The 14,107-nt window shown below is 61.8% G+C and carries 17 protein-coding genes; 12 read left to right on the top strand and 5 right to left on the bottom strand.

Annotated features, from left to right (window positions below):
• Positions 1 to 23 precede the first annotated feature (23 nt).
• The 3 genes from WG921_RS17510 to WG921_RS17520 are packed head-to-tail and all read left to right on the top strand — an operon-like array spanning position 24 to position 2,955.
• Positions 24 to 746, top strand: coding sequence for a response regulator (locus WG921_RS17510; RefSeq protein ID WP_340110554.1), 723 nt, complete (start codon positions 24 to 26; stop codon positions 744 to 746).
• Positions 746 to 2,158: an ATP-binding protein gene (locus WG921_RS17515; protein ID WP_340110555.1), complete on the top strand. Its 1,413-nt coding sequence runs from the start codon at positions 746 to 748 to the stop codon at positions 2,156 to 2,158. The genes WG921_RS17510 and WG921_RS17515 overlap by 1 nt, the downstream gene beginning before the upstream one ends.
• Positions 2,155 to 2,955: a hypothetical protein gene (locus tag WG921_RS17520; protein WP_340110556.1), complete on the top strand. Its 801-nt coding sequence runs from the start codon at positions 2,155 to 2,157 to the stop codon at positions 2,953 to 2,955. Before WG921_RS17515 ends, WG921_RS17520 begins: the two co-directional genes overlap by 4 nt.
• A 157-nt stretch (positions 2,956 to 3,112) precedes the next feature.
• Here the strand turns inward: WG921_RS17520 and WG921_RS17525 are convergent, their stop codons facing one another.
• A complete protein-coding gene (locus tag WG921_RS17525) occupies positions 3,113 to 4,051 on the bottom strand; it encodes an IS1595 family transposase (RefSeq protein ID WP_340110557.1) in 939 nt (312 codons plus the stop codon).
• A gap of 345 nt (positions 4,052 to 4,396) precedes the next feature.
• Between WG921_RS17525 and WG921_RS17530 the strand changes: the two genes are divergently transcribed.
• Positions 4,397 to 4,720 carry an SHOCT domain-containing protein gene (locus tag WG921_RS17530; RefSeq protein WP_340110558.1) on the top strand — a complete coding sequence of 108 codons (324 nt, stop codon included), beginning with the start codon at positions 4,397 to 4,399 and terminating at the stop codon, positions 4,718 to 4,720.
• Positions 4,721 to 5,040: 320 nt separating this feature from the next.
• Here WG921_RS17530 and WG921_RS17535 read toward each other — a convergent pair whose 3' ends face one another.
• The 3 genes from WG921_RS17535 to WG921_RS17545 form a co-directional block, all read right to left on the bottom strand.
• On the bottom strand, positions 5,041 to 7,179 hold the full coding sequence (locus WG921_RS17535) for a protein-disulfide reductase DsbD family protein (RefSeq protein ID WP_340110559.1): 2,139 nt from the start codon (positions 7,177 to 7,179) through the stop codon (positions 5,041 to 5,043).
• Positions 7,176 to 7,904, bottom strand: a complete 729-nt coding sequence (locus tag WG921_RS17540; protein WP_340110560.1) for a DsbA family protein — start codon at positions 7,902 to 7,904, stop codon at positions 7,176 to 7,178. Before WG921_RS17540 ends, WG921_RS17535 begins: the two co-directional genes overlap by 4 nt.
• Positions 7,905 to 8,002: 98 nt before the next feature.
• Positions 8,003 to 8,272, bottom strand: coding sequence for a hypothetical protein (locus WG921_RS17545; protein WP_340110561.1), 270 nt, complete (start codon positions 8,270 to 8,272; stop codon positions 8,003 to 8,005).
• Positions 8,273 to 8,651: 379 nt separating this feature from the next.
• Between WG921_RS17545 and WG921_RS17550 the strand changes: the two genes are divergently transcribed.
• From WG921_RS17550 to WG921_RS17565, 4 genes are all read left to right on the top strand, one after another.
• On the top strand, positions 8,652 to 9,044 hold the full coding sequence (locus tag WG921_RS17550; protein ID WP_461786848.1) for a c-type cytochrome: 393 nt from the start codon (positions 8,652 to 8,654) through the stop codon (positions 9,042 to 9,044).
• Between the two features lie 167 nt (positions 9,045 to 9,211).
• Positions 9,212 to 9,613, top strand: coding sequence for a multicopper oxidase domain-containing protein (locus WG921_RS17555; protein WP_340110595.1), 402 nt, complete (start codon positions 9,212 to 9,214; stop codon positions 9,611 to 9,613).
• Positions 9,610 to 10,089, top strand: coding sequence for a c-type cytochrome (locus tag WG921_RS17560; protein ID WP_340110563.1), 480 nt, complete (start codon positions 9,610 to 9,612; stop codon positions 10,087 to 10,089). The genes WG921_RS17555 and WG921_RS17560 overlap by 4 nt, the downstream gene beginning before the upstream one ends.
• A 137-nt stretch (positions 10,090 to 10,226) precedes the next feature.
• Positions 10,227 to 10,802, top strand: coding sequence for a DsbA family protein (locus WG921_RS17565; RefSeq protein WP_461786849.1), 576 nt, complete (start codon positions 10,227 to 10,229; stop codon positions 10,800 to 10,802).
• Between the two features lie 79 nt (positions 10,803 to 10,881).
• Here WG921_RS17565 and WG921_RS17570 read toward each other — a convergent pair whose 3' ends face one another.
• Complete coding sequence (locus WG921_RS17570; protein ID WP_340110564.1) at positions 10,882 to 11,088, bottom strand: heavy-metal-associated domain-containing protein; 207 nt, start codon at positions 11,086 to 11,088, stop codon at positions 10,882 to 10,884.
• A 267-nt stretch (positions 11,089 to 11,355) separates the two neighbouring features.
• Between WG921_RS17570 and WG921_RS17575 the strand changes: the two genes are divergently transcribed.
• From WG921_RS17575 to WG921_RS17590, 4 genes are all read left to right on the top strand, one after another.
• Positions 11,356 to 12,246 carry a cation diffusion facilitator family transporter gene (locus WG921_RS17575; RefSeq protein WP_340110565.1) on the top strand — a complete coding sequence of 297 codons (891 nt, stop codon included), beginning with the start codon at positions 11,356 to 11,358 and terminating at the stop codon, positions 12,244 to 12,246.
• A 364-nt stretch (positions 12,247 to 12,610) separates the two neighbouring features.
• Positions 12,611 to 12,943, top strand: a complete 333-nt coding sequence (locus WG921_RS17580) for a hypothetical protein (RefSeq protein WP_340110566.1) — start codon at positions 12,611 to 12,613, stop codon at positions 12,941 to 12,943.
• Between the two features lie 140 nt (positions 12,944 to 13,083).
• Positions 13,084 to 13,446, top strand: a complete 363-nt coding sequence (locus WG921_RS17585; protein ID WP_340110567.1) for a hypothetical protein — start codon at positions 13,084 to 13,086, stop codon at positions 13,444 to 13,446.
• An 84-nt stretch (positions 13,447 to 13,530) separates the two neighbouring features.
• Entirely contained in the window at positions 13,531 to 14,076 is a 546-nt protein-coding gene (locus tag WG921_RS17590) for a cupredoxin domain-containing protein (protein WP_340110568.1), read from the top strand.
• The last annotated feature ends 31 nt before the right edge of the window (positions 14,077 to 14,107 follow it).

Consider the following 14,107-nt stretch of genomic DNA (forward strand, 5'->3'; position numbering starts at 1 on the left):
CTGTATCCCCTAAAAGAGACATCATGACTGAACTGCCCCATATCCTTGTCGTGGACGACCACCGCGAGATCCGCGACTCGGTCACGCGCTACTTGGAAAGAAACGGAATGCGCGCGACGGCGGCGCGCGACGCCGCCGATATGGACGCGAAACTCGCGACCGGGCGGTTCGACCTGATCGTGCTGGATGTCATGATGCCGGGCGAGGACGGGCTTTCGGTCTGCCGGCGGCTTTCGGCGAAAGGTTCGGCCCCTATCCTGATGCTGACCGCTCTTGGCGAAGACACCGACCGGATCGTCGGGCTCGAGATCGGCGCCGATGACTACCTCGGCAAGCCCTTCAACCCGCGCGAACTGCTGGCCCGGATCAAGGCCATCCTGCGCCGCGCCGCTCAGCCCGAACCCTATGCGGGCGAGCTTTCGGGTCGACGCATCGCATTTGCGCATTGGATCCTGGATGCTGACAGTCGGTTACTCACGGGGGAAGACGGTGAGAAGGTCGATCTGACCGGAGCCGAATTCAGGCTGCTCACGGTGATGCTGGAGCGTCCTCGGCTCGTGCTCACCCGCGATCAGCTGCTCGACCTCACGGCGGGCCGGTCGGCCTCGATCTTCGATCGGACCATCGACAATCAGATCAGCCGGTTGCGCCGCAAGATCGAGCCCGATCCGGCGCGGCCGCGTCTTATCACCACGGTGCGCGGCGGCGGCTATTGTCTGGTCGCCGATGTCGAAGAGGCGCGCTGATGCCCCGGCTGCTCGACAGCTTGCGTATGCAGTTGATCCTGCTGATCATTGCGGCCCTGGCCGTGGCCCAGGCGGTCAGCCTGTGGCTTTTCGTGGACGAACGCAGCCTCGCCGTGCGCGCCGCGCTCGGTTTCGAGGCGGCGGGTCGCGCCGCCAATGTGGCGCGTCTGATCGAAGAAGCGCCCGAAGGCTTGCGCCCGGCCATTCTGCGCGCCGCGAATTCGCCGCTGGTGCGCTTCGATCTGTCGGATGCGCCGATTGTCGATCATGATGACCATGCGGACGACGGCGCCGTCGAGGCCCGGATCCGCGGCCTTCTCGGCGGCGGGGATAAGCGCGAGATCCGGGTCGAGTTGCACGAGGTCGACCATGGTATAATGCCGATGATGCATCTCGCGCCGGAAATGGCGAAGATGCATCTCGCGATGATGCGCGGAGAGTTGTCTGCGGTCGAGATGCAGGTCTCGATCGCGCTGACGGATGGCGGATGGCTGAATGTCGGCACCCGCTTTGAGCGGCCGCCGCTGCAATGGCCGTGGGTGTCCTTCGTAAGCTTCGGGATGACGGCCGCCATCATTCTGGTGACGGCTTTCTGGTTTCTGCTCGCGCGCCTGACCGGGCCGCTGCTTCGCGTCTCGCGCGCCGCCGACCACCTCGGGCGCGGCGAGGATTTGAAACCATTGCCGCTGATCGGCCCTGGGGAAGTGCGCGACCTGACCCGCGCGTTCAACCGGATGCAGGACAGGCTGACCCGCTTCATCGCGGATCGCACGCAGCTCCTGGCGGCTCTGGGCCACGACCTGCGGTCACCCCTGACTGCTCTGCGGGTGCGCGCCGAAATGGTCGAGGAAGATGAAACGCGCGACAGCCTGATCGTCTCGATCGAAGAAATGCAGGAGATGGTCGATGCGACGCTGGCCTTCGCGCGAGGGATGGCCAGCGCGGAAAGCTATGAGACGGTGGACCTCGGCGCATATCTTGCGCGCCTCCGGTCGGACATGATGGACAGCTTCACTCTGGAGGAGAACGGCGCAGTTCCTCTGCGCCTGCGGCCGCAGGCGCTGCGCCGGGCCCTGCGCAACATCATCGAGAACGCGCAGCGTTACGGCGGCGCGGCTCATGTCGCCTTCGGGCGCGATTCCGATCACGCGTTCATCACGATTTCCGACGACGGCCCCGGTATTCCGGAAACCGATCTGGAACAGGTGTTCGAGCCGTTCGTCAGACTTGAAAAATCTCGATCGCGCGAAACGGGAGGCACCGGCCTCGGCCTGTCGATCGCCCGGACGATCGTTCGGGCGCATGGCGGCGAGGTCAGCCTGGCGAACCGGAGTGAAAATGGCCTCGTCGCGACGGTGACGCTGCCACTCGAATCGAGCCCCCAAACAAAAGAAAGGCGACTATATACTTGAGAAAGCAGATCCTACCGAAAATGATTAATTTCCGCCAGCATCACGATTCTCTCGACCTCCTTGAAAAGCCAGTGGACCGTCTTGCCGATATTTTTGCCAGCGGCGGGGGATTCATTGGAGAAGACTACAGAAAGACTGCACTTTGTGTGGACTTCTGTTGGAGATGGCGCCCTGAAGGATGCAGTGTAGTCAAGTATTGTGTCGCCGTCGCCTATGCTATCGAGGGAAACGCGGACCGGCTCAGTCGTGCGAGAAAGATCAACCGCCCCATAGAACCCTTGGTCAGCGTCGATGGTAAGATTGGTGCTCACGCATATTGGCGCGAGCACTTGGTGTTTATCGAGAATGTCGAGGTGGTGGAGAGTGTGGATTGCCTCGTTCCCTCCGCCATATGGGTGCAAACCTGCCACGAAAGACCGGAAAACATCTGGACACTTCCTGAGTTTGTCGGCGCTGGCGGACGGGAAGCTGGCCTCGTTTGGGGCAACGGGGAAATAGACGCCTTTCGTCGATCTTCCGTTTCTGGTCGCCGCGACTCCGGCGAGGTGATCCAGGGCGGATCGAAGATTGTGCAGGGCGTCGCCGACAACGAGTCCGGCTTCGGCGGGAATGGGAGAGTGGATTCTGAAGACGAGGCGCTTTGGTCTTCCCTCTGCATTACATTCAGTCTCGACAGACCAAGGCTGTGTTTTGATCCATCTTTCGAAGATGAGGTCGAGGTCTTGTATGTGATGCCACGCCCGGTGCATCTTTGCGAACACGCCAGTCAAATAGGGGTTTTGGGGATTGAAACCTGAAGATGAGGCATTTGAGGACACCGTAAAAAACCTCCTGCGGATGAAGCCGAAGCCCCACAAGGAGGCTTCGGCATCTGAGAAGGATCAATCGGAATCTGACGGTGAGTCCAGCAAGGAGCGCAGCAAGCGCTGAAACCCCTTTCGACTCCAGCGCTGTTTAGGCGCTCGGCCGCGGGTCAGGCCGTCGATAGGTGAGCCGCTTGCCTTCAGCGCCCTTGAGGATGAGAGCGGCGCGTTCCGTGTCGGTGACATGGTGAGCGGTGCGGTTGTTGTAGCGGAACTCGAACTCAGCGGCGTAGCGATGCAGATGCTGGCGTCCGCAGTGCTGGTAGGTGCCTTTCATCCCGCGCTTGAAGATGGAGAAGTAGCCTTCAATCGTGTTCGTGTGGACTCCGCCGCGAACGTATTCGCCGCGCCCGTGAGTGGTGAAGTCATGCGTTGCGAAATCGCGCTTCAGGTTCACATATTGCTTGGCCTCGTCGGTGTAGACGACGGCCTCCTTGGCGATGTTCTCGCGCAGGATGGGCAGAAGCGTGGTCTGTTTGAGATCGTCCACGACGACTGACTTCACCTTGCCGGTGGAGCGGTCAACGAGAGACAGGATTTTGTATTTGTGGTGATGACCGCGGCCCTTCTTCATGCCGAGGGGTTTCTTGGACTTGTCGCGCCCGATGAAGGTTTCATCGACCTCCACGACGCCGCCGCCCCCGCCGAACATGCTCACATCATCGTCTGAACGCATGGCCTCGCGGATGCGGTGGAACATGAACCACGCGGTCTTGTAAGTGACGCCGATGGAGCGGTGAAGCTGGTGGGCGCTGATGCCCTTCTTGCTGGACGCCATCAGGTGCGCCGCGAGAAGCCACTTGTTGAGCGGAACCTTGGAGCGCTCGAAGACGGTGCCGACAGTCACGGTGAACTGTTTGCGGCAGTCTCCGCACTGGTAGAGGCCGGGGCGATGCTTCGCGCCTTCCATCTTTGTGCATTTCTCGGTGCCGCCGCAGTGCGGGCAGGTAACGCCATGGGGCCAGCGCTGCGCCTCAAGATACGCGCGAGCGTCGTCAGGGTCGGTGAAGATAGGATCGGAGAGTTTCATGGCGGAATGCCTTGCTGAATATGCGAGAGAACTTGACCTTAGTTGTCTTCGAAGTGGGGAATTTGTTCGTCTATTGCGCGTCGCAGAGTCCGAAGGGCGACTAGCTGCAATTCTGCAAGCGGCGGGGATCCAACTCGTCCAGAGTCAACATCAAGACGGAACTGAAAATAGCGTTCCGGACTATCTTCCGTCGCGTCGTCTGGATGCGCAAAGGACATCTCCACGCGATATCCCGTAGGAACGTCCGTGATCGTGGTTTTCAATAGTTTCATATCGTATCTCCCTGATATCTGTATGCGAATCAAGGACTGCTTTGTCAAGTATATAATCGCCAAAAGAAAGGAGATGATCATGATGAAACGCATGGTTATCGCCGGCGCCTTCTCCGTGATTTCCCTCGCCAGTCCTGCATTGGCCGCTCCCGCAGATAGTTGGCCGGACGGCTTCGGTCACATGTGGGGAGGTGGTCACTGGATATTTGGCGGCCTGATGATGGTGGTGTTCTGGGGGCTGATCATCGGCCTGATCGTATTGGCCGTCCGGAGATTTTCGAGTCGGTCCGACAGCGCGGGCCCGCCCAACCCGCTCGATATTCTGCGGGAGCGTTACGCCCGGGGCGAGATCGACGACGACGAATATGAGCGGCGCAAGGCGAAACTGGAACGCTGACATCGGATGCCGTCCTGACAGGAATGGTCCAACGCGGCCGCATGCGCCTGATAAGCATCAACTGTAAGAACAAGCCTGAAAATGCCCGCGCCCGGCTGGAAGGCCCGGGCGGCGCGCGGGAGCGGATCGGGCCGGTCGCGCCCATTCCAGGCGCCGCAGTCGAATCTCCGATCCAGCGAGCGATCGTCGCAGCGGGAATCTCATTTCAACCGCACAGCAAGACAGGTTGGGAATTATCCTCAACGAGAAATGTGGCGAGACGCTCCCGGACATCGCCCCGCCCGCCCGGACGCCAGGCCGCTTTTGGAGCGGTCAACGGGTCATCGTTTCGCCACCATCCGCGTTTTCGCTGCGTTCCGCAGGGTGTCCATCACCCCCTCTGTCGTCAGCAGCTCGGGCAGGACGACGCCTTCGGGCGCGCCCGGGCCATAGACGACGTTGAATGGTATCCCGTAACGACCGAAGCTCTCCAGGTAGCGCGATACGGACTCGTCCGGCCGCGTCCAGTCCGCCTGCATCGCAACCACACCGGGAGCGCGCAGCGCCGAGGCGACAGGTTCGCGGTCCAGCACCAGCGCCTTGTTGGCCTTGCAGGTGAGACACCAGTCGGCGGTTATGTCGACGAACACGACCTCGCCGCGCGAGACGCGCCCGGCGATGAGAGACCGGTCGAAGGAAGTCCAGTCGGCGGCGACGCGGTTCGCTGGAATATCGCCTTCAGAAAGCCAGCCGGAAAGCGCCAGAGCGGTTCCGGCGATGACGACCGCCGCGACGCCGCGCCAAACCGCGGGCCCGCGACGCGACAACAGGACTGCGACAAGCAGCGCGCTCGCCACCGCGACCGACAGGGCCGCCCATGCGCCGCCGACGCCGATCAGGACCCAAAAAAGCCACGCCGCGGTCGCGGCGAGGGCGAGCCCGAGGCCGGCCTTCAGCCAAAGCATCCATCGCCCCGGCTTCGGCAGCCGCCGGATCACGCCGGGGAACGCCGCCACAACAAGATACGGCAGGGCCAGCCCAAGTCCGAGCGCTGTGAAGATCACCGCGATATCGACAGGCCGCCCGGCGAGCGCAAAGGCCACCGCCGTGCCGAGAAACGGTGCAGAACAGGGCGTGGCGAGAACAGCGGCGAAAGCCCCCGTGGCCAGGTCTCCGCCGTAGCTGCGGCTCCCGCTCGCCCGGGCGAGGCGGGTCTGCATCGATGACGGCAGCGCAATCCCGAATGCGCCGAAGAGGTTCGCCGCAAACACAATGAGGATGATCAGCATCAGCGCGAGAAAGACGGGGTTCTGGAATTGGAGGCCCCAGCCAACCGTCATGCCCAACCCGCGCGCAGTGAGCGTTCCGGCCGCGAGCACCCACATGAAAGCCAGCACGCCAAGCGCCGAGACCGCAAAGCCGGCGCGGATCCGGCCGGGCGAGTAATCGCGCGCCGCCACCGCCGACGAAAGCTTGATCGACAGCACCGGCAGGACGCACGGCATGGCGTTCAGGATGACGCCGCCAAAGAACGCGATGACGGCGATCCAGGCCAGATCGCTCAATCCCGTCAGCACCCGGTCCAACGCATAGGGCGGCGCGGCGGCGGCGGTCCATTCCGGCGTCAGCGTCGCCGCGCGGGCGCCATCGGTCACGGTGATCCGCACCGCTGGCGGATCCTCGGGCGCGGCAAGCATCGGCAGACGCGCCCAGAGCAGGCGCCCGCCCTCTCCCAGCCGGATATCGGGCCGTCCAAAGGCTGCGCCGTCCCCGAGTTCGACAAAAACATCCGGATCGGTGAAGGGGCGTTCGCTGCGGGCGGTCATTGTCAGCGCGGTTCCGGCGCTGTCCATGTGGGCTGTTTCGATCGAGATGTCGCTCGCGCTCCCCTCGTCGGGCGCCCTGGCGGCATAGGCGGAGATCAGCGCCGCGGCGTCCGCGTCGATCCCACTGGCCCGCGGCAGATCGAGCGTCAGTTCGAAATCTTGCGGAACGCAGATGGTGGAGCAGACGAGCAGTTTGACGCGCGCCATGAGCCGCACCGGCTCTCCCCACTCCGAAAGCGAGACGCGGAGTGGAAACACGACCTGGTCATGATAGCCGAAGTTCTCGATCCCGAATGCGGTGAAACGCTCCGGCGCGGGCCAGAGAAAATCAACCTCGGCCACGTTTTCCGATCCGGCCCAGTCGATCGACGGCGGAAAGCCGACCTCGCCTGGCGAGCGCCAGTAGGTCTTCCAATCCTCGCCCAACCGGAGGTGCAACCCGGCCGACAAGGTCGCCGCATCCGGCTCAACGCCGTTTTCGACGGAAATCAGCCGGGCCTCGATCGCGGGGTTTGCAAAACTCTTCGATGAGGCGGCGCTCACCGCTTCCGCCGTGCCGACCACGGCGGCGGCGATCATGATGAGCGGAGCGATACAGGCGCCCGCCGTTTTCAGGATCCTGGCGATCAAACCCTGGCGCATCCGATGTTTCACCCTCGCTCCTTCTCCAAAGCAACGATCTTCATCAGCGTTTTGTCGTCGACCAGGCCCTGAATAACGGTATGGCCGATCACGATCGCCGGCGTTCCGATGAACGCGAGAATGCGTGCGATGGCCGCGCTGCTTTCCAGTTCCCTGGCGATTTCTGTGCTTTGCATGTCCGAAACCAGTCGGGCGTGATCCACCCCGATGCTCTCGGCCAACATCTCGATATATCCCGGCGTCACCTGAAAAGACGACTTCATGAGGCGCTCGTGAAAGGCGGCGTAGGCGCCCTGACGTTTCGCCGCCAGGGCCGCCTTGGCCGCCAGGATGGACGGCTCGCCCAGTTCCGGCAACTCGCGCCAAACGATCTTCAGATTGTCTGGATGCCGCGCTTCGAGAGCGGTCAAGGTTCTGGTCTGAATGCGACAGGGCGCGCAATAATAGTCTGAAAAGAATGCGATGGGGACAATGTCGCTCGAAGTGGCCGGGTCGCCGTAAAGCGCGTGGCGGAAATCTGCGCGGACCTCAGCTTCCGCATCCGCGAGATGGGCGACGTCGCGTTTCTCCAGGCCGACGAACAGGTCAAACCCGGCGGTGCTTTCGCCCGCTGCAAGCCTGCGAAAGCCCGGCGGGTCGTCCATGGGCTCGAATGACAGATCCCCGTCGCCCCAGCCCCAGTCAGGAAGATAGCTCCATCCTGAGTAGGCCACCGCCAGACCGGACAGGGCCAGCAATGTTCTTCGCCGTGGATTCATGTCTGATGACCCCCTTCAACGGCGCCTCGTGCGCCCGGCGCCGTACTGATCATGAGACCCTCGCGTCCGATTTGGCGTTAAAGGAAGATCAGGCGGCTCTCTCCCTTGCGCCCCTCGCGCGGCAACGCAAGAGTTGGCGATCCAGTGGTCGAAATCACCAGATGAACACCGGCGGAGACAAGCAATGGCGCGGACAGGATGGCGCTGTCGACCACGTCACCGGAATCACCACCCATCGCGAAACAGGCGGCGACTGAACTCAGCATCGCACCGCACCAGGCCCACATGCCGTATCTCATCACCTCTTCAGATATTCGAGCGTTCTTCGAACTCTCGACTTCATCCATCTTTTCAAGTCTTTGTCACGTTGACCTGAGGATAGAGGCTTCCTGCGCAGGAAGGTCAACGTTACAAACTGATACAGAGTTCACTATATTGTCAGCCCCTCACGCTTGACCCTCCAGCGCGGGAAGGTTGTTTACGTCCTGCCGACAGACGAGGCGAATGCAGGAGGCGGCCTATGGGGGAACAAATTCTCAACAGGACCGACCGCAGGCTCTCGAACGGCTGCGTAAGCATTCGCAAAGAAACAGATCCTGAAGATAAGTCAGGCGAACGCCTGTCGGAACGCAAGTAAAAACGATCTGATACAGAGAGTATATGAACAAAGTTGTTCTGGCGATCATCGCCTTCCTCATTCTGGGCGGAATTGGCGTCTATTGGATCATGGCGAAACAGGCCCCGCAACGCACAAACCATTCCATGACGCCGCCGGGCAACGGCGATCTTGCCGAGCGCGCGCCCATTGTGGCGGTTTCGTTGCCTGCGGACCTGTCGCCTGACGCGCAGACCGGCAAGCGGGTGTTCGACGCGAAATGCGCTGTATGTCACGGGACCGACGCGGCTGGCCAGAACGGTGTCGCGCCGCCGCTTGTCCATAAGATCTACGAGCCGAACCATCACTCCGACATGGCCTTTATAGCGGCCGCCAGGAACGGCGTCAGAGCGCATCACTGGAATTTCGGCGACATGCCGCCCGTCAAAGGACTGACCAACGCCAACATGAAATCGATCGCGCGCTACGTCCGCGAACTTCAGCGAGAGAACGGCATCTTTTGACCGGCGGACGATGCGCCAGCCGTCGCCGCCAATGAGCTGGACCAGAAAGTGACTGACCGGACGGTGATTTGCCGCCCTGCTTCCTACAGGAGCCAACAACAATGACGACACGCGGAACAATCCTGACGCAGGGCGCGGCCACAGTTCTCGGATCGCCCTGAATGCCCATGGCCGCAACACCGCATTCGCCCTGGCCGAGAGTGAATGAGGCGAATGTTCGGTTGGCGCCGACCCCTTACCCCGAAACTGAGATCTGGGGCGACGGTGGAACGACGCCCGACCCCGAACTGCGACTCCGCCAAGGCGCCCGGATGCGGCGCGCGTCCCTGACCGGATTGTCGCTGGCAAGCTTCATCCACTGGCGCGAAGTTCGGACAGACAATGTGACGGGCGGCGTGGCCGGACTGGCGCAACCGGCCGTGGAGTCGGACCGTAGCTTCGACGACGATTTCGTCTTGTCGAACGCCGAGACCTGCTGGTCTCAGGCGCATGATCGGTCCGCCGGAAGGGTGGCGCAGAGTCTCTGTGGCGCGGCTCCCGGGATGGCGACCTGGTTGATGACGACATGACGCGAAAGTCCGTGATCCTCCCCGCGGCGCTGTTCGCGGCGGCCGGCATCGGCGTCTGGGTGGTGGCGCAAGATCCGGCCCGGACCACCGCGGCGCCGCAAGCTGTCGATCTCGCCGGAGGTGAACGACTGTATGGAGAGTATTGCGCGTCCTGTCATGGGGCGAACCTCGAAGGTCAGCCTGATTGGCGCTCGCCTGGCCCGGATGGCGTCTTGCCGGCGCCGCCACACGACGAGACCGGGCATACCTGGCATCATCCGGATGGCACGCTGTTCGACTACACCAAACTGGGCGGCGAGGCCGCCCTCACTCAGCTTGGTGTAGAGTTCCAAAGCGGCATGCCCGGCTTCGGCGATCAGCTGACCGACGCGCAGATCTGGGACATCCTCGCCTACATCAAATCCACATGGCCCGACCGGCAGCGTGAAGGTCAGGCCGCCCGCAGCGACGCCGCGCGCCAACACCAGGGAAACTGACCATGCGATAGTTTCGTCCGACCGTGCTCATGCTCGGCATTCTTCTCGCCCCTCCGCCCGCAATCGCTCAGGAACTGGGATAAAAGCGTATCAAGGAACTGGCGCTCGAGGCTATCCGGGAGAACCCGCGTATCGTCATGGAGGCGGTGCAGCTCCTCGAGCAAGAGCAGGCGGCCATGCAGGCCGAGGCGCAAGCAGATGTGCTCGAGAACCAGCGTCAGTTGCTGGAGCAAAACCCGAATGCGCCGGTGCTGGGCAACCCCGATGGCGATGTCACCGTGGTGGAAGTCTTCGACTACAACTGCCCCTATTGTCGACGCGCGATGTCGGAGGTGCAGGGACTGCTCAAAGCGGATCCGGATGTCCGGCTCGTTTATCGGGAATGGCCAATTCTCAACGAAGGGTCGGTCTTCGTCGCCAAGGCGGCGCTGGCCGGGCGCGAACAGGGTAAGTACGAAGACTTCCATTGGGCCCTGATGAGGTTGGAGGAGCCCGCCATCGAGGCGTCCGTTCTGCGGGTGGCCATGGAGATCGGGCTCGACCTCGACAAGCTTCGCGCCGACATGGATGCGCCGGAAGTGCAGCGACATATTGATCAATCGATGAGGCTGACGCAGGCGCTCGGGTTCAATGGCACACCGTCATTCGTGATCGGGGACAACCTTGTTCCCGGTTGCGTCGAACAGAAACAGCTGGAAGGGCATCATGGATGAAGCTCGGCGGAGCGACTGAACGGATCCAGCGCGTCAGATCCGCGACGGGCGCCGCAATGCGCCGGCGCCCGTCTTCCTGTCAGATCGTTGCGGCTGTCTTGACGTCATAGCCCGCGCTGCGGATCGCCTCCGCAAGCGCCCGCTCACTCAGGAAGCTCTCAACCTGCACACTGCTTGACGCCAGGTCGCAAGCCACCTTCGCGGTCGGGTCGATCGACTTGATCGCTTTCTCGATTGCGGCGGTGCAATGTCCGCAAACCATCTCGGGAACACAGAATCTGATCATGGGTTTCTCCTTTGATCTGCTGACAGGTGGGACGTTCCCCCGCGGGAAGGTCAAGGGACTGAAAAGCTCTCCCTGTTATCCACCAAACGAAGCTTAGGCCGAACGCTACGTATAGCTGCGGCGCGTAGCCGACCCGCCATCGGGCGGCGATCAGCGTTCATGGCTGATCCGGCTGATGTTGAGTTTGATTTTCATTCGCGGAACCAATTATTTACAGCTATCTCCCGAGTCGCTTTTCTGATGTGGTAGGCGACAAGAAGGACCGCCATGACGACCACCATCAAGCTTGCGATCGGCAGCATTTTCGTCGGCTTCGTTGTCATGGGCTTGAAAGCTCTCGCCTATTGGATGACGGGCTCGGTCGCACTTTTATCGGACGCGCTCGAAAGCACGGTCAATGTAGCGACTGCGTTCGCCGCTCTCATCGCCATTCACATCGCGGCCAAGCCCGCCGACGCCGGCCATCCTTACGGCCACCATAAGGCTGAATTTTTCAGTGCGGTCCTTGAAGGCGTGATGATCATCATGGCCGCGCTTCTGATCCTTCGGGAGGCCTATTTCGGGTTCATGCTGCCTGTCGCGCTCGACGCGCCGTTCGAAGGGCTCGCCGTGAATCTCGGCGCCACAGCAATCAACGGGTTTTGGGCTTGGATTCTGGTCACTCATGGAAGAAAACGAAGGTCTCCGGCCTTGGTGGCTGACGGAAAACATCTGTTTACGGATGTTCTGACCTCCGTCGGCGTGGCCGCTGGCATTCTTCTCGCAATTGCAACCGGGTGGTGGATCCTTGACCCGGCTCTGGCCGCCCTCGTGGCTGTCCACATCCTCTGGTCGGGCTCGAAGATTGTCAAAGAATCTCTGAGCGGCCTCATGGATGAGGCTGTGTCAGAAGAAATGCTTATCAGCATCCGTGAAATCATCGCGTCGAAGGCGGATGGCGCGGTCGAGGCTCACGATCTTCGGACTCGCCATGCAGGATCGGCGATCTTTATAGATTTTCATCTCGTCATGCTCGGAGAGACGACGGTTTTCGAAGCGCATGAAATCTGCGATCGGATCGAGAGCGCCTTGAAGGCCGCATTGGAGGATGCTCGGATTACAATCCATGTCGAACCTGAGCACGAATCCAAACAGGTCGGAATCATAGTTATTGATTGAAGAAGGGAGCTATTCGTTGCGGCGCCATGCGAATTCCATTTGGGTTCGAAACGAGCAACCGCGAAGGAGTCCGAGCAGACTCAGCACCTTGCTATCTCTTGCGGCCAGCGCTGACCCCTTCCGGCGTTCGGCGCATCTCGCGGCTGATCGCGCTGCGTAACAAACCCCGCATCTGTTCAACCACGAGAATCGGATTCCAGATGGTCGTTGTTTCGCTCGACGAGGGACGACCGGGGAGCAGATCACTATGCATGAGTTTCCGGTCGAAAGGGGGGCCAGTTCAAAATTCTATTTCGGTGCCTCGGAAACATCGAGCTTGATTTAGATCGGCTCGCTGCATATTTGCAAAAACTTGGACAGCCAATTGGGTCTCTCAGAGCAGCCTTATGACATGGCATTGGCGTCGAATATTCGCGGACAGAAGCCATGGCGCCGCCTCTTGGCGGCGGCGCTACGGGGCGCCTTACTGTTTGCCGTTGTTCTGGCGCTTGGCGGCCTGGTTGTTGGTGGTATTGCAGCAACCGCGCCAGGATCGGCGAATGAGCAGCAAGCTGCGGCGGTGACGGGGCATCCGGAAATCAAGCCGCTCTGGTGTCCCATTTCATATGACGACGGACATGCCAAGAACCCAATGTATCCGGTCGCCATCGGTCTGGTCACCCGTCGCGCCTGTGGGCGGCTGAAACGCGAGGGATGACCAATCGTTCCTGACTGCGCGCTTCAAACTGCCTCGCGCCGCGCAAGGCGGCCGCCCGGCGCCAACATTTTTCGTGCAGATCGCCGGCGAAAGCACTCATTGATTTGACTCCGCGCCGAGGATGCTCACATACCCTCGACATGCTCAGGCTGGTCCTCGCCCTCGCGCTCTGCATTGCAACGATGGGGTCTCCCGTCGCGGCGCACGGCGTCGGCGCGGGGATGGATCAGGAGCGATTGATCGCTTCGAACGCGAGCCACGCCATTCACGCGCACACGCACGTTGGCGCCGATATGGCGATGGCGCCCGATACCGGCGCGCCGGGGGAATCCGCTCAACCTTGCCATTGCGCGACGGCGATTTGCGCGCCGGCGATCGCTCCGGCGGATTGCGCGCCCGGGTTCACCGAACTGGATTACACGACGGTGCGCCAACTCGGCGCGCCGGATGTGACCGCCGGCGGCCGCGACTTCGCGGCGGACCCGCCCCCGCCCCGACTCTGAAAATCACGCAGGACTGACCTTTCGTCGGGCGAATTGCGCCTGACGCAATGCGATTGATTCTCGGATTCAGGACATCGAACCAACATGAATACGTTCAAGATTCTCGCGGCGATCGCCGTGACCCTCTCCCCGTTCGCACTCACCGGCGCGGCGTTCGCCGCCGGTGGTCATCCCGGAGGGCATGGCGCAGCCGCCTATGGCGAGCCCGGCTCGAAAGCAAAAGTGACGCGCACCGTCGAAGTCGTGATGCGCGACAATCGCTACGAGCCGGAAACGATTTCCGTGAAGGCGGGCGAGACCGTCCGCTTCGTGGTGAAGAACGAAGGCGGGCTCGTGCATGAGTTCCAGATCGGCACGCCCGACTCCATCGAGGAACATGCGTCGATGATGCTGATGATGGTCGAACACGGTGTCCTGGAGGCGGACCGGATCAACTACGATGTCGGGAAATCCATGCAGGAATCGATGGGCCACGGCACGCATGACGAGCCAAATTCGGTCCTGCTGGAGCCGGGGAAGAGTGGGGAGGTTGTTTGGACCTTTCCCGAGCAGGGCGAGATCGAATTCGCCTGCACGGTGCCCGGCCACTACGAGAGCGGCATGGTCGGCGAATTCAACCTCAACCGCTGAGCGGCGCGGCGCGGCGCGCGCCAGAGTGCGC

Origin of the sequence: Paludibacillus litoralis, from assembly GCF_037646705.1 — a bacterium.
Classification (GTDB): Bacteria; Pseudomonadota; Alphaproteobacteria; order Rhodobacterales; family Rhodobacteraceae; genus Pikeienuella; species Pikeienuella litoralis.